This window comes from Microbacterium sp. BH-3-3-3, from assembly GCF_001792815.1.
Lineage (GTDB): Bacteria > Actinomycetota > Actinomycetes > Actinomycetales > Microbacteriaceae > Microbacterium.
The window spans coordinates 267,211-288,676 of record NZ_CP017674.1 but is presented as its reverse complement, the minus strand read 5'-3'; the positions used below and the strand labels follow the sequence as shown (position 1 = coordinate 288,676).

22 protein-coding genes are annotated in these 21,466 nt (G+C 69.8%); 6 read left to right on the top strand and 16 right to left on the bottom strand.

Going from position 1 to position 21,466, the window contains the following annotated elements:
* The first annotated feature begins 29 nt into the window (after nt 1-29).
* The 3 genes from BJP65_RS01420 (at nt 30) to BJP65_RS01410 (ending at nt 2,847) form a co-directional block, all read left to right on the top strand.
* Complete coding sequence (locus BJP65_RS01420) at nt 30-308, top strand: dioxygenase (protein ID WP_070409792.1); 279 nt, start codon at nt 30-32, stop codon at nt 306-308.
* A 504-nt stretch (nt 309-812) separates the two neighbouring features.
* Nucleotides 813-2,105: a DUF349 domain-containing protein gene (locus BJP65_RS01415; protein ID WP_082516590.1), complete on the top strand. Its 1,293-nt coding sequence runs from the start codon at nt 813-815 to the stop codon at nt 2,103-2,105.
* 64 nt (nt 2,106-2,169) lie between these two features.
* Nucleotides 2,170-2,847 (top strand): hypothetical protein, encoded by a 678-nt coding sequence (locus BJP65_RS01410; protein WP_070407996.1) that lies wholly within the window; start codon nt 2,170-2,172, stop codon nt 2,845-2,847.
* Here BJP65_RS01410 and BJP65_RS01405 read toward each other — a convergent pair.
* From BJP65_RS01405 to pdxS, 11 genes are all read right to left on the bottom strand, one after another.
* Nucleotides 2,826-5,075, bottom strand: a complete 2,250-nt coding sequence (locus tag BJP65_RS01405; RefSeq protein WP_070407995.1) for a bifunctional (p)ppGpp synthetase/guanosine-3',5'-bis(diphosphate) 3'-pyrophosphohydrolase — start codon at nt 5,073-5,075, stop codon at nt 2,826-2,828. The two genes, BJP65_RS01410 and BJP65_RS01405, sit on opposite strands and share 22 nt — an antisense overlap.
* 61 nt (nt 5,076-5,136) lie before the next feature.
* Complete coding sequence (secF, locus tag BJP65_RS01400; protein WP_070407994.1) at nt 5,137-6,123, bottom strand: protein translocase subunit SecF; 987 nt, start codon at nt 6,121-6,123, stop codon at nt 5,137-5,139.
* Entirely contained in the window at nt 6,123-7,829 is a 1,707-nt protein-coding gene (gene secD, locus BJP65_RS01395; protein ID WP_070407993.1) for a protein translocase subunit SecD, read from the bottom strand. The genes secF and secD overlap by 1 nt, the downstream gene beginning before the upstream one ends.
* Before the next feature lie 50 nt (nt 7,830-7,879).
* Nucleotides 7,880-8,356, bottom strand: coding sequence for a preprotein translocase subunit YajC (yajC, locus tag BJP65_RS01390; protein WP_070407992.1), 477 nt, complete (start codon nt 8,354-8,356; stop codon nt 7,880-7,882).
* Nucleotides 8,357-8,436: 80 nt separating this feature from the next.
* Nucleotides 8,437-9,483, bottom strand: a complete 1,047-nt coding sequence (ruvB, locus tag BJP65_RS01385) for a Holliday junction branch migration DNA helicase RuvB (RefSeq protein ID WP_055837305.1) — start codon at nt 9,481-9,483, stop codon at nt 8,437-8,439.
* Nucleotides 9,476-10,096, bottom strand: coding sequence for a Holliday junction branch migration protein RuvA (gene ruvA, locus BJP65_RS01380; protein ID WP_055837302.1), 621 nt, complete (start codon nt 10,094-10,096; stop codon nt 9,476-9,478). Before ruvA ends, ruvB begins: the two co-directional genes overlap by 8 nt.
* 9 nt (nt 10,097-10,105) lie before the next feature.
* On the bottom strand, nt 10,106-10,708 hold the full coding sequence (gene ruvC, locus BJP65_RS01375) for a crossover junction endodeoxyribonuclease RuvC (RefSeq protein ID WP_055940465.1): 603 nt from the start codon (nt 10,706-10,708) through the stop codon (nt 10,106-10,108).
* 48 nt (nt 10,709-10,756) lie between these two features.
* A complete protein-coding gene (locus tag BJP65_RS01370) occupies nt 10,757-11,515 on the bottom strand; it encodes a YebC/PmpR family DNA-binding transcriptional regulator (RefSeq protein ID WP_055837296.1) in 759 nt (252 codons plus the stop codon).
* Between the two features lie 222 nt (nt 11,516-11,737).
* Complete coding sequence (locus tag BJP65_RS16425) at nt 11,738-12,151, bottom strand: hypothetical protein (protein WP_156784783.1); 414 nt, start codon at nt 12,149-12,151, stop codon at nt 11,738-11,740.
* 109 nt (nt 12,152-12,260) lie between these two features.
* Complete coding sequence (gene pdxT, locus BJP65_RS01360) at nt 12,261-12,878, bottom strand: pyridoxal 5'-phosphate synthase glutaminase subunit PdxT (protein ID WP_070407991.1); 618 nt, start codon at nt 12,876-12,878, stop codon at nt 12,261-12,263.
* On the bottom strand, nt 12,868-13,752 hold the full coding sequence (pdxS, locus tag BJP65_RS01355) for a pyridoxal 5'-phosphate synthase lyase subunit PdxS (protein ID WP_055837293.1): 885 nt from the start codon (nt 13,750-13,752) through the stop codon (nt 12,868-12,870). Before pdxS ends, pdxT begins: the two co-directional genes overlap by 11 nt.
* A 96-nt stretch (nt 13,753-13,848) precedes the next feature.
* Between pdxS and BJP65_RS01350 the strand changes: the two genes are divergently transcribed.
* Together BJP65_RS01350 and pdxY are read left to right on the top strand one after the other, a co-directional pair.
* Nucleotides 13,849-15,204, top strand: a complete 1,356-nt coding sequence (locus BJP65_RS01350; RefSeq protein WP_070407990.1) for an aminotransferase class I/II-fold pyridoxal phosphate-dependent enzyme — start codon at nt 13,849-13,851, stop codon at nt 15,202-15,204.
* Nucleotides 15,201-16,055, top strand: coding sequence for a pyridoxal kinase PdxY (gene pdxY / locus BJP65_RS01345; RefSeq protein ID WP_055837287.1), 855 nt, complete (start codon nt 15,201-15,203; stop codon nt 16,053-16,055). The genes BJP65_RS01350 and pdxY overlap by 4 nt, the downstream gene beginning before the upstream one ends.
* Nucleotides 16,056-16,123: 68 nt before the next feature.
* Here the strand turns inward: pdxY and BJP65_RS01340 are convergent, their stop codons facing one another.
* Genes BJP65_RS01340 through thrS form a run of 3 tightly spaced genes read right to left on the bottom strand, consistent with a single transcriptional unit; the run spans nt 16,124 to nt 19,340 of the window.
* Entirely contained in the window at nt 16,124-16,735 is a 612-nt protein-coding gene (locus tag BJP65_RS01340; protein ID WP_070407989.1) for a hypothetical protein, read from the bottom strand.
* A gap of 56 nt (nt 16,736-16,791) precedes the next feature.
* Nucleotides 16,792-17,358 (bottom strand): HIT domain-containing protein, encoded by a 567-nt coding sequence (locus tag BJP65_RS01335; RefSeq protein WP_070407988.1) that lies wholly within the window; start codon nt 17,356-17,358, stop codon nt 16,792-16,794.
* Nucleotides 17,355-19,340: a threonine--tRNA ligase gene (thrS, locus tag BJP65_RS01330; RefSeq protein ID WP_070407987.1), complete on the bottom strand. Its 1,986-nt coding sequence runs from the start codon at nt 19,338-19,340 to the stop codon at nt 17,355-17,357. The genes BJP65_RS01335 and thrS overlap by 4 nt, the downstream gene beginning before the upstream one ends.
* 82 nt (nt 19,341-19,422) lie before the next feature.
* On the opposite strand from thrS, the gene BJP65_RS01325 reads away from it, so the two are divergent.
* The gene (locus tag BJP65_RS01325; RefSeq protein ID WP_083285649.1) at nt 19,423-20,574 is read left to right on the top strand and encodes an SLC13 family permease; all 1,152 of its coding nucleotides are present in this window, start codon (nt 19,423-19,425) and stop codon (nt 20,572-20,574) included.
* Between the two features lie 3 nt (nt 20,575-20,577).
* Here BJP65_RS01325 and BJP65_RS01320 read toward each other — a convergent pair whose 3' ends face one another.
* Entirely contained in the window at nt 20,578-20,970 is a 393-nt protein-coding gene (locus BJP65_RS01320; protein WP_070407986.1) for a TIGR03618 family F420-dependent PPOX class oxidoreductase, read from the bottom strand.
* Between the two features lie 39 nt (nt 20,971-21,009).
* Entirely contained in the window at nt 21,010-21,393 is a 384-nt protein-coding gene (locus BJP65_RS01315; RefSeq protein WP_055940258.1) for a hypothetical protein, read from the bottom strand.
* Between the last annotated feature and the right edge of the window lie 73 nt (nt 21,394-21,466).

Genomic DNA, 21,466 nt, shown 5'->3' with positions numbered 1-21,466 from the left:
TCGAGGCGTCCGAGCGCGAGGAGGTCGATGTGGCGACGCGGGGGAAAGACCGTCAGACACGGGAGCAGCGCGAGCGCGCGCGGGTCTACCAGGCGCGCCTCGAGCTGCACGAACGCCAGGGGCGTCGGCGTCGCCGCGACACCGTGATCGGCGTCGTCGTCGGGCTTGCGGTCATCCTCGGTGCCGGGGCCGCTCAGACGTTCTACTTCGTCGCGGGTCCGGGCGCACCCGTGCCCGCCGTCACCGATGCGCCGACCCCGGCGCCGACGGCCGTTCCCGAGACGCCCGCACCGGTGCCGACGGAGTGAGCCGGGGCGGCATCCTGTTCCGTGGGTGCGGCCCGTACTAGGCTCGGAGAGTCCTACTCCCCCAGGCGGTTCTGCCGCGATGAGGTGCTACCCGTGACTTCCGCTCCCACCCCCGAGACCTCCGACCCGCGCGACGGCGCGAGTGATGCCGAGGTCGAACCCACCGCCGCGCCCGAGGGCGCGACGGCCGCCGAGGCCGATTCCGCGCCCGGCCTCGACTCGCCCGTCGCCTCCGACGACCACGGCGCCGACTCCGTCCCCGACGTGGACCCGTCCGCGGCATCCGATGACACGGACGACGCAGCCCCCGACGCCGACGCGGTCGACGCCGCGTTCGGCACCCCCGCCGCGACCGATGCCGATGAGCCCAGTGCCGATGAGCCCGGTGCCGATGAGCCCAGTGCCGATGAGCCCAGTGCCGACGAGCCTGCCACCGCCGAACAGTCGGAGGAGCCCGCCGCGCCTCGCACGCCGGCGCCGTCGCCGCGTCCCGCCGCCACCCCCATGGCTCGTCCGCGCCCGGGTGCCCCCGTTCCCTCGAAGCCCGCCGGCGCTCCCGCGTCGAGCGCGCCCACCGAGCCGTGGGGCCGCGTCGACGACGACGGCACCGTCTCGGTGCGCGAGGGTGACGACTGGCGCGCCGTGGGACAGTACCCCGACGGCACGCCCGCCGAAGCACTCGCCTACTTCGAGCGCAAGTACTCCGACCTCGCGAGCGAGGTGACCCTGCTCGAGGTGCGCCACCGCCGCGGCGGTGCGTCGGCCGGCGATCTGCGCTCGACGGCCAAGACGGTGCGCGGCAAGCTCGACGGCGCCGCCGCCGTCGGCGACCTCGCCGCCCTGGTCGCGCGCCTCGACGCCCTCACGTCGCAGCTCGCCGAAGCCAGCGAGACCGAGGCGGCCGCCGCGAAGGAAGCCGTCGACGAAGCCGTGCGCGAGCGCACGGCCATCGTCGAGCAGGCCGAGGCCCTGGCCGCCCGCGACCCGCAGACCGTGCAGTGGAAGCAGATGACCGCCGACATGGCGGCGCTCTTCGATCGCTGGCAGGCCCACCAGCAGAACGGGCCCCGCCTGTCGAAGTCGACCGCGCAGCAGCTGTGGCGCCGGTTCCGCGACGCCCGCGCGACGGTCGACCGTCACCGCCGCGAGTACTTCTCGCAGCTCGACGACACCCACAAGGTCGCGCGCGACGCCAAGACGCGTCTCGTCGAGCGCGCCGAGGCCCTGGCCCCGCGCGGCGAGGACGGCATCGGCGCCTACCGCGACCTGCTCGACGCCTGGAAGGCTTCGGGCCGCGCCGGCCGCAAGGTCGACGATGCTCTGTGGGCACGTTTCAAAGCCGCCGGTGACGCCCTGTACGGCGCTCGCATCGAGCGGGAGTCCGCCGAGACCGAGGCCTCGAAAGAGAAGATCGAGCAGAAGAAGGTGCTCCTCGCCGAGGCGGCTCCGCTCGTCGACGAGAAGAACCTCGCCACCGCTCGACAGAAGCTCACCGCCATCCAGCGCCAGTGGGACGAGATCGGTCGCGTGTTCCCGCGCGACAAGGAGCGCGCCCTCGACGACGACCTGCGCAAGATCGAGCAGAGCGTGCGCACCCGCGAAGACGCCGACTGGAAGCGCAACGATCCCGAGCAGAAGGCGCGTGCCAACGACATGACGCGCCAGCTGTCCGACGCGATCGACAAGCTCGAGGCCGAGCTCGCAGACGCCACCGCGCGCGGTGACAAGCGCGCGGCGGCTCAGGCGTCCGAGGCCCTCGAAGCGCGACGGACCTGGCTGCGCGCCCTCGGCGGCTGAGCGGGTTCTCCACAGATCGACACGGTCAACAGAAAGGGCGACACCCTCGCGTCACACTGACGGGATGGTGTCGCCCTTCCTGTTCTTCGCCGACGAGCGCATGGCCCTGGCCGAGCTCACGGCCGCGTGCCTCGACGGCATCCTGGTCGCCCTGGGCGAGGGGTTCATGCCCGCCGATGCCGTCGAGAGCCCGTGGATGCGTGCGCGAAGCCTCCGTCCGCTCCTCGGAGATCGTTGGGCGGCGGTACGCGCGAGCGCGGCGTGGATCCACGGTGGACAGACCGTCGAGCCGACCCGCCACCACGCGCAACGTGTGAGCGCGATACGCCACATCGTGCGGGGAACTGCCCGCGCGCAGTATCACGAGGTGCGTCTCGGGGCGGCCGACGTCGTCACCGTCGCGGGGGTGCACGTCACCACGCCGGCGCGCACCCTGATCGATCTCGCTCGCTCCGGCGACGCCGCCGAGCGAGCCGTGGCCTGCGCGTGGGCCGCCGAGGAGCCGAGGATCGCCGCCGCAGCGACGCTCTGGCTGCGGGCGCACCCGCGCTTCCCCTACGGTCGGCGAGCCGTCGACGCGCTGCGGTGCGCACACGGATCCGCAGAGCCTGGCGACGCCGCGCAGCACGAGGCACGGAGCAGCGACATGTCCCACGGTCACCCGGGATCACCGGGTACGGCCATCGCCCGTGCCGGCGCGGACGAGGACCGCGTCGCCCCTCAGGAAGAGGTGACGCGGTAGACGTCGTACACCGCGTCGATGCGACGCACGGCGTTCAGCACCCGATCCAGATGCACGGTGTCGCCCATCTCGAACACGAACTTGCTGAGCGCGAGTCGGTCGTTCGTCGTCGACACGGTGGCCGAGAGGATGTTGACGTGGTGCTCGCTGAGCACCCGCGTGACGTCGCTGAGCAGGCCCGAGCGATCGAGGGCCTCGACCTGGATCTGCACGAGGAACACGCTCTTCGAGGTCGGCGCCCACTCGACCTCGATGAGTCGATCGGGCTCTTCCTTGAGCGACTTCACGTTCGTGCAGTCGCCTCGGTGCACCGAGACGCCGCTGCCGCGCGTCACGAAGCCGACGATCTGATCGCCCGGCACGGGGGTGCAGCACTTGGCCAACTTGACCAGGATGTCGGGCGCGCCGCGCACGAGCACTCCCGAGTCGCCACCGCGCGGGGCCCGGCTGCGTCCGACGGGGATGTCGATGGGGCCGGTGTTCGACTCCTCGACGTTGACCAGAGCCGTGACCTTCTCGATCACCGACTGGGTCGAGACGTGACCCTCGCCGACCGCGGCGTACAGCGCCGAGACGTCTTCGTAGTGGAAGAGCCGCGCGACCTCGGTGAACGAGTCCTGGCTCATCAGACGCTGCAGGGGAAGGTTCTGCCGGCGCATGGCGCGGGCGATGGAGTCCTTGCCCTGCTCGATGGCCTCTTCGCGACGTTCCTTCGTGAACCACCCGCGGATCTTGTTGCGCGCGCGGGTGCTCTTGACGAAGCCGAGCCAGTCCTGGCTGGGACCGGCGTCGGGGTTCTTCGACGTGAAGACCTCGACCACATCGCCGCTCTGCAGGGCCGACTCGAGGGGCACCAGGCGACCGTTGACCTTCGCCCCCATGGTGCGGTGGCCGATCTCGGTGTGCACGGCGTACGCGAAGTCGACGGGCGTCGCCCCCGTGGGCAGACCCACGACGCGCCCCTTCGGCGTGAAGACGTAGACCTCTTTCGCGCCGATCTCGAACCGCAGCGAGTCGAGGAACTCCCCCGGGTCGGCGGTCTCTGCCTGCCAGTCCGAGATGTGCGCGATCCAGGCCATGTCGGCGTCGACGGCCTTGGCATCCGTCTTGCCGCCGGCCATGCGCTCTTTGTACTTCCAGTGGGCCGCGACACCGAACTCGGCCTGCTGGTGCATCTCGTGCGTGCGGATCTGGATCTCGACCGTGCGGCCACCCGGGCCGAGCACCGTCGTGTGCAGCGACTGGTACAGGTTGAACTTGGGAGTGGCGATGTAGTCCTTGAAGCGCCCCGGCAGCGGCGTCCACCGCGCGTGGATCGCACCGAGCACGGCGTAGCAGTCGCGCACCGTGCCGACGAGGATGCGGATGCCGATGAGGTCGTAGATGTCGTCGAACTCGCGCCCGCGCACGACCATCTTCTGGTACACCGAGTAGAGCTGTTTGGGTCGCCCCATGACCCGGCCGCGTACCCGCAGTTCGCGCAGGTCGGCGTCGACGGAGTCGATGACGTTCTGCACGTACTGCTCGCGCTGCGGAGTGCGCTGCCTCACCAGGCTCTCGATCTCGGCGTAGAGCTTCGGGTGCATCACCGCGAACGAGAGGTCTTCGAGCTCGCTCTTGATGGCCTGGATGCCGAGACGATGCGCCAGCGGGGCGTAGATCTCGAGCGTCTCGGTCGCCTTCTTCGCGGCCTTGTGCGGGGGGACGAAGCCCCAGGTGCGCGCGTTGTGCAGGCGGTCGGCGAGCTTGATGAGCAGTACGCGGATGTCTTTCGACATCGCGACGATCATCTTGCGCACCGTCTCGGCCTGGGCACTGTCGCCGTACTTGACCTTGTCGAGCTTGGTGACGCCGTCGACGAGCATGGCCACCTCGTCGCCGAAGTCGGCGGCGAGTTCGTCGAGGGGGTAGCCGGTGTCTTCGACGGTGTCGTGCAGAAGCGCCGCCGCGATCGCCTTGGGCCCCAGACCCAGCTCGGCGAGGATCTGCGCCACCGCCAACGGGTGGGTGATGTACGGCTCACCGCTCTGGCGCTTCTGTCCGTCGTGTGCCTTGTCGGCGACCGCGTAGGCCCGTTCGACGATCGCGAGATCGCCCTTGGGGTGGTGCGTGCGGACGGTGCGGAGCAGCTTGTCGACGTCGTCGCGGCGGGCAGCACGTGAGAAGATGCGCGGCACCAGGCGACGCAGTGACGACGGGGGCGGCGTGGACGACGTGGTCTCGGTCATCGCCACCTCTTCCTCACGGCCAGTCGATCAAGTCTACGCCCCGCGGGGCGGGGCCCCGGCGTCAGGCCGGGACGCCCGCCTTCTCGCGTGCGGCCACGACGCGGGCGTCGCGATCGGCGATCGGCTTCTCTTTCTCACGCAGGAGGGCGTACATCGGGACGGCGACGAACAGCGTCGAGTACGCCGCGACGATCGTGCCGACGAAGATCGACAGCGAGATGTCGCTCAGGGTGCGCGCGCCCAGCGGCACTCCGATGAAGAGGATGGCGCCGACGGGGAGGATGGCGACCACCGTGGTGTTGATCGATCGGATCAACGTCTGGTTCGCGGCGAGGTTGACCGACTCCGCGAACGTGCGGCCGGAGATCTCGCCGTCATCCCGGGTGTTCTCTCTCACCTTGTCGAAGACGACGGTGGTGTCGTACAGCGCGTACGAGAGGATCGTCAGGAAGCCGATGACGGCGGCCGGCGAGATCTCGAAGCCGAAGAGCGCGTACACGCCGATCGTGATGACGAGCACGTCGACGAGGCCGATGATCGCGGCGACCGACATCTTCCACGTGCGGAAGTACAGCGCGAGGATCAGGAAGGTCAGCGCGAGGAAGATCGACAGACCCCACAGCGACTGGCGCGTGACGTCGTTGCCCCAGGTGGGTCCGATGAACGAGTTCGTGATCTCGGACGCATCGACGCCGTAGGCGGACGCCAGGGCGGCGGCCACCGCCTGGGTCTCGTCGTTGTCCATCTGGTCGGTCTGCACGCGCACGGCCTGGTCGCTGATGGTGCTGACGCGCGTACTCGCACCGGGCACGACCGAGGTCACGGCGTCGGTGGCGAGCGACTGGTCGAACGAGGCCGGGTTCGACACCGTGAACTGCGAGCCGCCGGTGAACTCGATCGAGAACTGCACCGGGCGGATGAGCGGCACCAGGGCCGCGCCGATCACCAGAACGGCGGCGATGATGAACCAGAGGCGACGGCGCTGAACGAACGGGAACGAGGTCTTCCCGGAGTAGAGGTCGTTGCCGAGCTGCGTCATGGAGCGCATCAGACGTCTCCCTCTTTCGTCGAGCGGCTATCGCTGCGCGCGGCGGCGAGCTCGGCCTGCTTGCGTTCGGCGATCGTCTGGCGGCGCTGGGCCTCACCGCGCGAGCGCTTCGCACGGCCGGCGTCGGCGACGGGAGCACGGAACTCGGCGCGGCCGCGGTAGACGGCGCCCAGCGCGTGCGGATCCATTCCCGACAGGGGGTGTCCCGACCCGAAGAACCGGGTACGTGCCAACAACTGCATCACGGGGTGGGTGAACAGGATGAAGATCAGGATGTCGATCGCGGTGGTGAGCCCCAGCGTGAACGCGAAGCCCTTCACCGTGGAGTCGGCCAGGATGTACAGCACGACGGCGGCGAGGATGTTGATCGACTTCGAGATGTAGATGGTGCGCTTGGCGCGCGACCATCCGTCTTCGACGGCGGCCGTGATCGACTTTCCGTCGCGCAACTCGTCGCGGATGCGTTCGAAGTAGACGATGAACGAGTCGGCCGTGAAGCCGATCGTCACGATCAGACCGGCCACACCGGCGAGCGACAGGCGGAAGCCGGCCCGCCACGCCAGGATGCACAGGGCGAGATAGGTCAGCACCGCCATCACGCCCAGCGAGGCGATGATCACCGTGCCGAGGGCCCGGTACACGATCAGGGAGTAGATCGCGACGAGCCCCAGACCGATCAGACCGGCGATGAAGCCCACCTGGAGCTGCTGCGAACCCAGGGTCGCCGACACCGTGTCGGAGCTGACCACCTGGAAGCTCAGGGGCAGGGCGCCGTACTTGAGCTGGTCGGCGAGGGCCTTCGACGACTCCTGCGTGAAGCTTCCCGTGATGCTCGGGCGGCCGTCGACGATGATGCCGTTCATCGACGGCGCCGACAGCACGCTGCCGTCGAGCACGAAGGCGAACTGGTTGAGCGGGGCCTGAGCGCCGTAGAGGCGCTGGCTGATCTCGGCGAAGGTCTGCGTGCCCTGGTCGTTGAAGACGAGGTTCACGGCCCACTGGCCGGTGTTCTGCTCCTGGCCGTTCGTGGCGTTCGAGATGTCGGTGCCGTCGAGCTCGACGGGACCGAGGATGTACTTGGTCGAGTCGCCCTGGCCGCACGTGATCATGGGCTGATCGGCGGGAGCCTGCGCGGGGTTGCTCGGCGGGTTCGCGCAGTCGTACGAGAGGAACTGCGCCTGCAGCGCCGGGGTGATCCACGCGGGATCGCTGCCGTTGGTGGGCGACGCGGTCGGGGTCGCGGGCAGCGACGGGTCGGGCGTCGGGTACGGCGTGGCGTTGCCGTCCTGGCCGACGAACGTCGTAGCCGGCGAGCCGGTGAACAGCACCGGGCGCAGCTGCAGCTGAGCCGAGCTCTGGATCCGTTCGCGGGTGGCCTCATCGGCCTCGCCCGGGATCTGCACGACGATGTTGCGGCCGCCCTCGGTGGCCACGTCGGCCTCACTCACGCCCGAGGCGTCGACGCGCTGGCGGATGATCGAGACGGCCTGCTGCAGCTGTTCGCTGTCGGGGTTGGCCCCGTCGGTGGTCTGGGCCTGCAGGATGATCTGCGTGCCGCCCTGGAGGTCGAGCGCGAGCTCGGGGGTCCAGGAACTTGCGGAGAAGGCGTACACGCCCAGCGCGTTGATGCCGAAGAGCACGCCGGTGATGGCGAGCAATCCGGTCAACACGCGCCAGGCATGACGGACAGGAGTCGAGGGCGCCACGGAGTCGGCTTTCTGTGCGGCGGTGAACGAGGAAGGGGCCGGTGAGGGCGTCAGACCTGCGGGCGGTCCTTGTCGGCGCGCTCGGCGTCGGTGAGGCCGGCCTCGGTGTGCTCGTCGTGACGCGCGGCGCGGCGGTCGTCGCTGATCGAGGTGATGTCGCCGTCGGCGACCCCGGCGACGTACTCGGCCTCGGCCTCTTCGGCCTCGATGAAGTCGTCTTCGGTCACGAAGCCCTCGGCCGGGTTGACGATGCGGAGCACGGCCTGGCTGTGCACCTTGATCACGACGCCGGGAGCGATCTCGACGTGCGCGGGCTTGTCGAGGTCTTCACCGTCGTACTCGACGATGGTGCCGTACAGGCCGCCCTGCAGAAGGACCTCGGCGCCGGGAACGGTCTCGCGCGCCTTCTGCTCGATGTCGGCCTTCTGCTTCTTCATCCGACGGCGCGAGCTGTAGAACATGAAGACCAGCAGGCCGATGAGCAGGATGATGATGCCGTAATCGGCGAAGAACCGGGCGATATCCATCGAGGCGGTGCACCTTTCAATTCAGGCGCGCCGTGCGGCACTGCCTAGCGGGGGTCGGGGAATCCCTCGCCGAGTATAGGTCATGACCCCTGGCTGAACCGGAGGACGCCGTCGGGGTGGGGAGCGCCGAGGTGGTCGTACGCCTCGGGGGTGGCCACGCGTCCGCGGGGCGTGCGCCCCATGAAACCGATGCGCACGAGGTACGGCTCGACCACCGACTCGATGGTTTCGGGCTCCTCGCCGACGGCGACGGCGAGGGTGCTCAGCCCCACCGGTCCCCCGCGGAAGCGGCGGACGAGCGCGTCGAGCACCGCGCGGTCCAGGCGGTCGAGTCCGATGGCATCCACGTCGTACAGGTCGAGGGCGGCGCCCACCGTCCGCACGTCGGCGTCTCCCTCGGCGGCGCCGTCGGAGGGGCCGTACACGACGAGGTAGTCCCGCACGCGGCGCAGAAGGCGGTTGGCGATGCGGGGCGTCCCGCGCGAGCGTCGCGCGATCTCGGACCGAGAGGTGCCGGGCAGGCCCACGTCGAGCATGGATGCCGATCGGGACACGACCCGCTCGAGCTCCTCGGGTTCGTAGTACTCCAGGTGCGCGGTGAAACCGAAGCGGTCGCGGAGGGGGTTGGGGAGGAGCCCCGCGCGTGTCGTCGCCCCGACGAGGGTGAAGGGGGCGAGATCGAGCGGGATGCTCGTCGCGCCCGCGCCCTTGCCGACCATGATGTCGATGCGGAAGTCCTCCATCGCGAGGTACAGCATCTCTTCGGCCGAGCGCGCCATGCGATGGATCTCGTCGATGAAGAGCACTTCGCCGGGGGTGAGCGACGACAGCAGGGCCGCCAGGTCTCCCGCGTGCTGGATCGCCGGTCCGCTCGACAGACGCAGCGGGCGTCCGCTCTCGTGCGCGACGATCATGGCGAGCGTCGTCTTGCCGAGACCCGGTGGGCCCGACAGCAGGATGTGGTCGGGCGAGCGCTGCTGGATGCGGGCGGCGTCGAGCAGCAACTGCAGCTGCCCGCGCACCTTCTGCTGGCCGACGAACTCGGCGAGCGAGGTGGGGCGCAGGGCGCCCTCGATCGCGAGCTCGATCTCGTCGTCGGGCGTGCCGGCGTCGCGCACGTCAGCCACTCACCGGCTCCTTGCGCGCGGGGCCGAGCAGGGCGAGGGTGAGGCGCAACAGCGCCTGCACCGACGCGCGGTCGGCCTCGGAGGCGTTCTCGGCGACGGATGCCACGGCTTCGGCGGCGGTCCGCTCCGTCCAGCCCAGACCGATGAGCGCCTGCGTCACCTGCGCGGGCACGGCGCCGCGGACCGAGGCGACCGCGGGGGCGGCGGCGGCGACCACGGCGAGCTTGCCGGCGAGCTGCACGACGATGAGCTTCGCGGTCTTCGGGCCGATGCCCGACACGCGACGGAACGGGGCGTCGTCGTCGTCGGCGACCGCCTGCGCGATCTGCGGCACGGTGAGCGACGACAGTACGCCGAGCGCCGACTTGGGACCCACCCCGGTGACGCCGATCAGCTGGGTGAACACCGTCAGCTCCTCGCGGGACTCGAAGCCGAACAGCGAGAGCGCGTCTTCACGCACGATGAGGTTCGTGTGCAGGTGCACGTCGTCGCCGATGTGCACGGTGCGGGCGAGCTGGGAGGTCACGGCCACCGAGAAGCCGACGCCGCCGACCACGATGACCAGTGAATCGTCGGCGACGTGGGCCGCCGAACCGTGCAGCGAGGAGATCATCCTCCGAGCCTAGGGCGCGGTTCGTACATGTGTTCGAGCGACACGCGTGGGGGGCGTGCGTCGCTTCTCGGCGTCGCGCCAGGCGCGCTGCGCGGGGGTGAGTGCCGAGTCGTCCGAGGGGGATGCCGCTCCCCCGCGCCACGCGTGGCAGAGGGCGATCGCCAGGGCGTCGGCGGCATCGGCGGGCTGTGGCAGGGCGTCCAGGCGCAGCACGCGGGCGACCATCGTCTGCACCTGCAGCTTGTCTGCGGCGCCGTACCCCGTGACCGCGGCCTTCACCTCGCTGGGGGTGTGGGTGGCTGCCGGGATGCCGTGTTCGGCGGCCAGCAGCAGGGCGATGCCGCTGGCCTGGGCGGTGCCCATGACCGAGTGGCGGTTGTTCTGTGCGAAGACGCGCTCGACGGCGACGACGTGAGGATCGTGCGCGTGCAGCACCTCGCGAATCCCCGCGGCGATGGCTGCCAGGCGCTTCTCGATCGGATCGGTCGGCGCGGACCGCACGACGCCCACATGCACGAGCGACGCCGTGCGGGTGGGCGAGACGTCGACGACGCCGATGCCGCAGCGGGTCAGGCCGGGGTCGATGCCGAGGACGCGGAGGGAACGGGACACGGCCCCCACGCTAAGCGCAGGAGCCGTGTCGCAAACGAGGGCGCGCCCTTACTCGTCGTTCTCGAGCTCGGCCTGCACCTCGGCGCTGAGGTCGAAGTTCGTGTAGACGTTCTGCACGTCGTCGCTGTCTTCGAGCGCGTCGATGAGGCGGAACACCTTGCGGGCGGTGTCGGCGTCGACCTCGACCTTGAGCGAGGGGACGAACTCGACGTCGGCCGAGTCGTACTCGATCCCGGCGTCCTGCAGGGCGCTTCGTACCGACACGAGGTCGCTCGCCTCGGTGATGACGCCGAAGCCTTCGCCGTGGGGCTCGACCTCTTCGGCGCCGGCCTCGAGCACGGCGAGCATGACGTCGTCTTCGCTGGTGCCCTCGGAGGGAACGACGATGACGCCCTTACGAGCGAAGTTGTAGGCGACGCTGCCCGGGTCGGCGAGGGTACCGCCGTTACGGCTGAGGGCGGTGCGCACCTCGGCCGCGGCGCGGTTCTTGTTGTCGGTCAGACACTCGATGAGGAACGCCACGCCGTTGGGCCCGTAGCCTTCGTACAGGATCGAGGCGTACTCGACGGCCTCGCCGCCGATCCCGGCGCCGCGCTTGATCGCACGGTCGATGTTGTCTTTGGGGACCGAGGTCTTCTTGGCCTTCAGCACCGCGTCGAACAGCGTCGGGTTGCCCTGCATGTCGGCCCCACCGAGCTTCGCCGCGACCTCGATGTTCTTGATGAGCTTGGCCCACGACTTGGCGCGGCGGGAGTCGATGACCGCCTTCTTGTGCTTGGTCGTGGCCCATTTGGAGTGTCCGGACATAGCTCAACGATATCCTGGGTTACGAATGGCCCGCGGCTACCAAGCCGCGGGCCTCTTGTGTTTCCGGGATTAGGCCCCGGGCTCGGCGTCGTCCTCCCACGGCGGATGATTGTCCAGCGAGGGACATGGCGCTGCCCGGCAAGTCGCGTCGGGTCGCCGGGGTCAGACCGTAATTCGAGACGTCGAAGCGTGGTCTAGCTGCTGCGGTGAGTCTGCGGGTCGTCAAATCTGGCGGAATGCAAAAACGTTCGCTGAAATCTCAGTTCCGCCCTCGGGCGCCGGATCCCCGTCCGGTTGGAACCTGAAGCGCCCAACCTCCGTTCCATCCACCTCGCCCTCACTCCCACAGCCGATCAGCCAGCTCTCGTCATCGGGGTAAGCCAACAGACAGACAGTCGAGGTGTCCTTGCCCTCGCCGAGCCACAGCTTGGTGCCATCGTGCTCACCGACATAACGAGCCGTAGAGAGGTCCATGTTCTCGCTTGCGTAGTCCGGCAGCGACGCGGGGGTGTCATCACTCGGTTGTGGTGCACGGTCCAAAATCGCATAGCTTGCCGCGCCAGCCGAACAGCCAGTCAGCGCAATGGTGGCTATAGAAACCACGACAGCAGCTCGCGCGAAACGGGGTGACTTCATACTTGGAGTGTGTCGCATCCCGCTCGGCACGTCACGGTTGCAGTCACGGTCCGCCTTCGTCCATGTCCCGTGTCCCCCGTATGTGGAGTGTCCGGACATGCGTTCCCGTCTAGAGCGCGGGCGCGCCCGCACCGCGTCGGGCGCGAACGCGATCCAGGAAGCGACGGTGGAAGCGCAGCTCCCCGGTCGACTCCGGGTGAAAGGCGGTGCCCAGGAGCGCGCCCTGTTCGATCGCGACGACGCGTCCGTCGGGAAGCGAGGCGAGGGGCTCGGCATCCGGACCCCACTCGACGACCGCGGGGGCGCGGATGAAGACGGCGTGCACGGGAGGGGCTCCGAGGGCGGGGACCTCGAGGTCGGTCTCGAACGAGGCGGTCTGGCTGCCGAAGACGTTGCGCGCGACGCGGGCGTCGAGGCCGCCGAAGGTCTGCTGGCCCTCGATCGCGCCGTCGAGGCGATCGGCGAGCAGGATGAGGCCCGCGCACGTGCCGTACATCGGCATGCCGTTGGAGATCGCCGCGCGGATCGGCGCCTGCATCCCGAACGCGCGGGCCAGCTTGTCGATGACGCTGGACTCGCCGCCGGGAAGGACGAGTCCCTCCACTGCGGCGAGCTCCTCGGGCCGACGCACCGGACGGGCGTCGGCGCCGAGGGCCGTCAGCGCGGCGAGGTGCTCCCGCACGTCGCCTTGCAGGGCGAGGACGCCGACGCGGGGACTACCAGCCACGCTCGGAGAGTCGGTGCGGGGCGGCCAGATCCGACACGTTGATGCCGACCATCGCCTCGCCGAGCCCGCGCGACGCCTCGGCGACGATCTTGGGGTCGTCGTGGAAGGTGGTGGCCTTGACGATGGCCGCGGCGCGCTGGGCGGGGTTGCCCGACTTGAAGATGCCGGAGCCCACGAAGACGCCGTCGGCGCCGAGCTGCATCATCATGGCGGCGTCGGCCGGGGTGGCCACTCCCCCGGCGGTGAAGAGCACGACGGGCAGCTTTCCGGTCTCGGCGATCTCGGCGACGAGGTCGTAGGGGGCCTGCAGCTCCTTGGCGGCGACGTACAGCTCGTCCTTGGTCTTGGCGCGCAGGGCGTTGATCTCGCCGCGGATGGTGCGGATGTGCTTGGTCGCCTCCGAGACGTCGCCGGTGCCGGCCTCGCCCTTCGAGCGGATCATCGCGGCACCCTCGGTGATGCGGCGGAGCGCCTCGCCCAGGTTGGTGGCGCCGCAGACGAACGGCACGGTGAAGTCGTACTTGTCGATGTGGTTCACGTAGTCGGCGGGCGAGAGCACCTCGGACTCGTCGATGTAGTCGACCCCGAGCTCCTGCAGGATCTGCGCCTCGACGAAGTGGCCGATGCGGGCCTTGGCCATGACGGGGATCGACACCGACGCGATGATGTCGTCGATCAGGTCGGGATCGCTCATGCGCGCCACGCCGCCCTGGGCCCGGATGTCGGCGGGCACGCGCTCGAGCGCCATGACGGCGACGGCGCCGGCGTCTTCGGCGATGCGGGCCTGGTCGGCCGTGACGACGTCCATGATGACGCCGCCCTTGAGCATCTCGGCGAGACCGCGCTTGACGCGGGAGGTTCCGGTGTCGGTCATGTCCACTCCGTTCCGCGCTTCGGGGCGCGTTCATTGACTTAGGCCAAAACGTAGCATGGCTCAGGACATAGGCTGGACGCCGACCCAGGGGGGCGTATGACCATCGACATGACCGGCCGGTCGGCATCCGGAATCGCCGCGGACCTGCGCACGCGCATCGAGCGCGGGGAGCTCGCCCCCGGCACCCTGCTGCCATCGGTGCGGGCCGTGGCCGCCGACCTCGGGGTCAACCGCAACACCGTCGTCGCCGCCTACCGTCAGCTCGCGCAAGCCGGCCTCGTCGAGGCGCGTGGCCGCGGCGGCACGCGTGTCGCCGACCGCGCCGCCGTCGCTCAAGAGGGGTACGCGCCCGACACCGTGCTGCGCGACGTCGGCACGGGGAACCCCGACCCCGGGCGCATCCCCGACCCCACCGCGGCCCTCGCGCGCTCGACCCGACCCGTGCTGTACGGCGAACCGGTCATCGACCCGGGCCTCGAGGCCTGGGCGCGAGAGTGGATGGCCGATCAGCTCCCCCACGACGAACTGCGCATCACCGTCACCAGCGGTGCGAGCGACGCGATCGAACGCCTGCTGGCCCAGTCCCTGCAGCGCGACGACGCCGTCGCCCTCGAAGACCCCTGTTTCCTGTCGGCGTTGCACACCGTGCGCACCGGCGGGTATCGCGCGGTTCCCGTGGCGGTGGATGCCGAGGGCATGACCGTGGAGGGGCTCCGCGTCGCACTCCAGGCGGGGGTGCGCGCGGTCATCTGCACGCCCCGCGCGCACAACCCCACGGGGGCCAGCCTCACCGCGGAGCGCGCGGCGGCGCTCCGCGCGGTGCTCGCCGAGCATCCGTACGTGCTCGTCATCGAGGACGACCACTTCTCGCTGCTGTCGCGGGCGGCACTGCATTCGGTGATCGGCCCGGGTCAGCGCCGGTGGGCGCGTATCCGGTCGATGTCGAAGTTCCTCGGACCCGACACGTGCCTGGCGGTCACGGCATCCGACGTCGACACCGCCGACGGCCTCGCCGTGCGCCTGACCCCCGGCACCACCTGGGTCAGCCACCTGCTGCAGCGCATGACCCTCGCGCTCGTCACCGACGACGCGGTGCGCGCCGGCATCGAACGGGCGGCGGCGCACTATGCGCACCGCAACGCGGCCTTCGCCGAGGCGCTGAGTGCGCGCGGGCTGCCGGTGACCCCGGGCGACGGCCTGAACCTCTGGGTTCCGCTCCCCGTTCCCGCAGCCGCCGTGCGCGAGGAGCTCATGCGGCGCGGCTGGCTCGTGCGCGAGGGCGATCCGTTCTTCCTCGCGCCCGAGCACGCGGGATCGTTCCTGCGTCTGACCGTGCACGACCTCGACGCGGACTCGGCCGACTCCCTCGCCGACGACATCGCGATCGCCGCGGGCACACTGTCGGCGGGCGTGCTCCCCGCGCGGGCGCGAAGTGGGAGGATCGAGGCATGAAGGTGCTTTCGATCCAGTCGGCCGTCGCGTACGGGCACGTCGGCAACTCCGCAGCCGTCTTCCCGCTGCAGCGCATCGGCGTCGAGGTCCTGCCGGTCTACACGGTCAACTTCTCGAACCACACCGGATACGGCGCGTGGCGCGGACCCCTCATCGCGCCCGACGACGTAGCCGCGGTGATCGCCGGCATCGAGGACCGCGGGGTGTTCCCCGAGATCGACGTGGTGCTCTCGGGTTACCAGGGCGGCGAGGGCATCGCCGACGTCATCATCGACACCGTCGCGCGGGTCAAGCGGGCGAATCCGGATGCCGTGTACGCCTGCGACCCCGTCATGGGCAACGCCAAGTCGGGCTGCTTCGTGGCACCGGCCATCCCCGAGCTGCTGCGCGAGCGCGTGGTGCCCGTCGCCGACATCCTCACCCCCAATCAGTTCGAGCTCGGTTTCCTCACCGGCACCGAGCCCGGCAGCATCGACTCGACGCTGGACTCGGCCGACGCACTGCGCGACCGCGGTCCGCGCACGATCCTCGTCACCAGCGTCGAGCGCCCCGACCGCGAAGCCGACACGATCGAGATGATGGTCGTCGACGACAACGGCGCGTGGATCGTGCAGACCCCGCTCATCCCGATGAAGGCCAACGGCTCGGGCGACGTCACGGCCGCCCTCTTCACCGCGCATTACCGCCGCAGCGGCGGCGACGCGGCCGACGCGCTCGCGCGCACGGCGTCGAGCGTCTTCGACCTGCTCACCAACACCTACGAGTCGGGCTCGCGCGAGCTGCGTCTCATCGAGTCGCAGGAGGCGTACGCGCACCCGCGCCTGCAGTTCTCGGTGCGCCAGGTGCGCTGAGCGGCCGTCGCACCGCGATCGCCCGCGCGGCGCGGTCCGATCGGTCGCTTCGGCGTCGGCGGGAGGCGTCAGCCTCCGTAGACCTCGAGGTACGCCGCCTGCCACGCGGGGGCGTCGTCGGGGCAGAGGAACGACGTTCCGAAGATCATCACGCTGGCGACGTTGCGCTCGCCCGCGGCCCGCGTCGCGGCGTCCGTGTCTTTCGGCAGGATCGCGGCGAACAGCGGAGACGTGTCGACGTGGGTCTGCAGCGTGGTCGCATCGACCTCGTGCGCGCTGAGGATGGCGGTCTCGCACGCGTCGGCCGCCAGGGCGAGCGTGATGCTCTCGTCTTGCGCCGACCAGGACGCCCCCTGCCCCTCGACGTACGCGCGCTGCTCGGCGATGAACTGCTTCTGTGCGGGCGTCACCGCGACCAGGGGCGTACCGTCCATCGGCAGTTGCTGGGCGCGGAAGAACTCCTCGCGTTCGGCGAACGCGTCGCCCAGCTCGTCGGCGTCGGTGTCGTCGTCGGGTGCCGCGGACGACGACCCATCGGTCGGCGACTCCTCGGTGGTCGGCCCGGGAGTGGCGACGCTCTCGGCATCTCGCGGGCTCGGGAGCGGGATGCAGGCGGTCGCGCCCAGCAGCACTCCGACGAGCGTCAACGAGAGAACGAGAGGGCGGAGGCGAAGGTCCATCCGCTCACGCTAGTCACTGCGCGACGTGTGCGCGGAGGGGGTGTGGATGAACCCGCTCAGCTGTTCCAGGCCTCGGCCACCGTGCGGCGCACGTCTCCCAGAAGCTGCGGGAGCGCCTTCGTCTTGGCGATGATCGGGAAGAAGTTCGCGTCGGATGCCCAGCGCGGAACGATGTGCTGGTGCAGGTGCCCGTCGACTCCGGCGCCGGCGATCGCGCCCTGATTCATGCCCAGGTTGAAGCCGTCGCAGTTCGACACCGCGCGCAGCACGCGCATGCCCCGCTGGGTGAGCGCGCCGATCTCGGCGACCTCTTCGTCGGTCGCCTGGTCGTACGTGGCGATGTGACGGTACGGGCACACCAGCAGGTGGCCCGAGTTGTACGGGAAGAGGTTGAGCAGCACGTACGCGGTCGTGCCGCGCGCGACGATCAGCCCGTCCTCGTCGGACTTCTCGGGCGCCGCGCAGAACGGGCAGTTCTTCTCCATGGGCTCGCGGCCCGCCGAGATGTACGCCATGCGGTGCGGCGTCCACAGTCGCTGGAACTCGTCGGGCACGCCCGCGAGATCGGCGGCGTCGACGATCGACGGCTCGGCCGCCGCCCCGGCATCCGGATCGTGCGTCACGCCAGATCCTCGGCGGTGTTCACGAGCGTGCGGCCCGCGATCGCGCCGGTGATGCGGGCGACGGCCTCGGCGACGGGAACACCGTTGAGCTGGGTGCCGTCACGGAAGCGGAACGAGACGGTGCCGGCGGCGCGGTCCTGCTCGCCGGCGATCAGCATGAGCGGCACCTTGTGGGTGGTGTGCGTGCGGATCTTCTTCTGCATGCGGTCGTCGCTGTGGTCGGCCTCGGCGCGAACGCCCTTCGACTTCAGATCGGCGACGATCTCGGCCAGGTAGTCGCCGTACTCGGCCGCGACGGGAACCGCCACGACCTGCACCGGTGCGAGCCACACCGGGAACGCGCCCGCGTAGTGCTCGAGCAGGATCGCGAAGAAGCGCTCGACCGAGCCGAAGAGGGCGCGGTGGATCATCACGGGGCGGTGCTTCTCGCCGTCGGGACCGGTGTACTCGAGCTCGAAGCGCTCGGGCTGGTTGAAGTCGAGCTGGATCGTCGACATCTGCCAGGTGCGACCGATGGCATCGCGCGCCTGCACCGAGATCTTGGGCCCGTAGAACGCCGCCCCGCCCGGGTCGGGCATGAGCTCGAGTCCCGAGGCCTCGGCGACCTCGCGCAGCGTCTCGGTCGCCTCGACCCAGAGCGCGTCGTCACCGATGAACTTCGGGTTGCCGTCTTCTTTCGTCGAGAGCTCGAGGTAGAAGTCGTTGAGGCCGTAGTCGCGCAGGGTCTGCAGCACGAAGTCGAGGCTGTGGGTCAGCTCGCCCTTCACCTGGTCGGCGGTGACGTAGATGTGCGTGTCGTCCTGGGTCATGCCGCGCACGCGCGTGAGGCCCGCGAGGGTGCCGCTCTTCTCGTAGCGGTAGACCGATCCGAACTCGCTCAGGCGCAGCGGCAGCTCGCGGTAGCTGCGGCCGCGCGAGCGGAAGATGAGGTTGTGGAACGGGCAGTTCATGGGCTTGAGGTAGTACGCCTGACCCTCGCGCGAGACGTGACCGTCGGCATCCACCACCTCGTCGAGCACCATCGGGGGGTACATGCCGTCGGCGTACCACTGCAGGTGACCGCTCGTCATGAACAGGTCGCCCTTGGTGATGTGCGGGGTGTTCACGACGTCGTAGCCGTTGGCGAGCAGGCGCTCGCGCATGTAGCGCTCGATCTCGTAGCGGATGATGCCGCCCTTGGGGTGGAACACCGCCAGCCCCGGGCCGATCTCGTCGGGGAACGAGAACAGGTCGAGCTCCTTGCCGAGCTTGCGGTGGTCGCGCTTGGCGGCCTCTTCGAGGCGGTGCTGGTACGCGCGCAGCTCGTCTTTCGTGGGCCACGCGGTGCCGTAGATGCGCTGCAGCTGCGGGTTCTTCTCGCTGCCGCGCCAGTACGCGCCGGCGATGCGGGTGAGGTCCCAGCCGTTGCCGATCAGGCGGGTACCGGGAACGTGGGGTCCGCGGCACAGGTCTTTCCACGCGGTCTCGCCGTCGCGGGTGACGTTGTCGTAGATCGTCAGCTCGCCCGCGCCGACCTCGACCGAGGCTCCTTCTGCGGCTTCGGCGGAACCGCCCTTGAGCCCGATGAGCTCGAGCTTGAACGGCTCGTCAGCGAGTTCGGCCCGCGCCTCGTCGTCGGTGACGACGCGGCGCACGAACCGCTGGTTCTCGCGGACGATGCGCTCCATCTCTTTCTTGACGACCTTGAGGTCCTCGGGAGTGAAGGGCTCGTCGACCTGGAAGTCGTAATAGAAGCCGTCGGTGACCGGGGGGCCGATACCGAGGTTGGCCTGGGGCTTGACGCGCTGGACCGCCTGCGCGAGCACATGCGCGGTGGAGTGGCGCAGGATCGAGAGTCCGTCGGGGCTGTCGATCGTGACAGGCTCCACCTGGTCGTCGGCCGTCACGGTCGTGGCCAGGTCTTTCAGTTCCCCGTTGACGCGCAGAGCGACGACCGAACGGTCGGGGAAGAGGGCGAAGCCATCGGCGGGGAAATCAGTCACAGAACATCTCCTGAAGGGGTCGTTTCCAGGCTACCCGGCGGGCGTGGTCTCGACCGCACCCGACGTGCCCCATAGTGGAGCGGTGACTCTGGCCATCATCGGCGGCGTGCTGTGGATCCTCGGGATCATCGCGCTGCTCACCGGCATCTTCCCTGCTGACGACGCCCTCGCCGTCGCCGATCGCGTGTGGCCGATCCTGCTGTTCGTCGTCGCGGTCACCGTCGTCGCCGAACTGGCGTCGAAGGCCGGCCTGTTCGACGTCGTCGCCGCGCGCCTGGCCCGGATCGCCCGGGGACGGACGGCGCTGCTGTGGGTGCTGGTCGTGGCCCTCGCGACGGTGGCGACGGCCTTCCTGTCGCTGGACACCACCGCGGTGCTGTTGACGCCGGTCGTGGTGTCGATGGCGGTCGCGCGCAAGCTCGATCCGCTGCCGTTCGCGTTCGTGACCGTGGTGCTGGCCAACACCGCCTCGCTGGTGCTGCCGGTGTCGAACCTCACCAACCTGCTGGCATCCGAAGCTCTCGGCGGCGGGCACGACCCGGTCGCGTTCCTCGCTCTGCTCGGACCCTCGGCATTCATCGCGATCGCGGTGTCGGTCGTGGTGCTGACGCTGGTGTTCCTGCGTCGCCTGCCCAAGACCTACCCGGATGCCGCCTCCCCCACCGTCTCGGAGCCCGTGCTGCTGCGCGTGTCGGGGGTGGTGACCCTCGCCCTGCTGCCGCTGCTCGTGATCGGTCTCGAGCCGTGGATGCCGGCCGTCGGCGCTGCCGTCGTGCTCATCGCGGTGTTCGCGTGGCGGGCGCCCCGGACTCTCGGCATCCGGCTGGTGCCGTGGTCGCTGCTCGTGTTCGCGGGCGGTCTGTTCCTGGCGGTGGGCGCGCTGGAAGCCCTGGGGATCGGGCGGATCACCTCGGTGCTCGCCGGAACGGGCGACGACCTCGTCTCGCTCTGGCAGCTCGCCGGGGTGGGGGCGCTGGCGGCGAACGGCATCAACAACCTGCCGGGCTACTTGGCGCTCGAGTCGGTCGCCGGGTCTCCCGTGCGGTTGGCGGCCCTGCTCGTGGGTGTCAACGCGGGACCGATCGTCACGCCGTGGGCGTCGCTGGCGACCCTTCTCTGGCACGACCGGTTGGTCGCGGCGGGCGTCGAGGTGCGCTGGAGTCGCTTCGTGCTCCTCGGCGCGGTGATCGCGCCGATCATCCTCGTCCTCGGCGTGCTGCCGCTGGCGTTCTGAACGTCAGCTCTCGTACGCGCGCGCCCACGACTTGCGGGGCTCGATGAACCACACCGCGAGTCCCTCGCGCATCTCATACGGTGCGCCCGTGTACAGGGTGGAGATGCGGTCGACGTACGGCAGGGCTGCGTCGCCGTCGATGCGTCCCCCCGCTTCGCCGCGCACGAACGCCATCGCGTAGGCGTTGTCGGCGCCCGTGACCGAGATCGCCACGCGGGGGTCGCGGAGCAGGTTGCGGTCCTTCAGCGTGTCCACCTCGGTGAAGATCATGAGGCGATCGCCGTCGACGCCCACCCACAGCGGGACGGAGTGCGGGGACCCGTCGCGCATGAGGGTTGCGAGGTGTGCGATCGCGTCGGTTTCGAAGTAGGGCTTGGCTTCGGTCCAGTCGCTCATGCCCGTCTCAACCGTCGCCGTCGGGTGGGCTATTCCCGTTCAAGGTTTCGTGAACGCGGGATGCTGGTCGTTCGGCACCTCGCGGAAGACCATCTCATCGCGCGGAGCGCTGTCGCGCGGCGTGAACTCGTCGGGTTCGGGGATGACGTAGAGGCCGCGGCCGGAGTTGGCGTTGTGGGTCAGCGCGTGCAGCCAGGCCGAGCTCAGCTGCGGAGTGCGGCTGCCGTGATACTTGAACACCAGCGAGACATTCGGGTGGATGTAGACCGTCGTCCGCCCGCCCCCGGTGCTGATGTCGTCCTTCCAGGTGAACGGAAAGCTCTCCCCGCGACGTACTTTGGCCATGATCACGGCCTGCAAGTGGGCGAGGAGGCGGTCCTCGAAATCGACCTTGATGTTGCTGTCGTAAATGAACTTGCCCATGATGCCCTCGAGGATCGAAGCCCGGGGCCGCGCATTCCTCGGCGAGAATGTCGAACGCGGTGGCCGGGGGGTG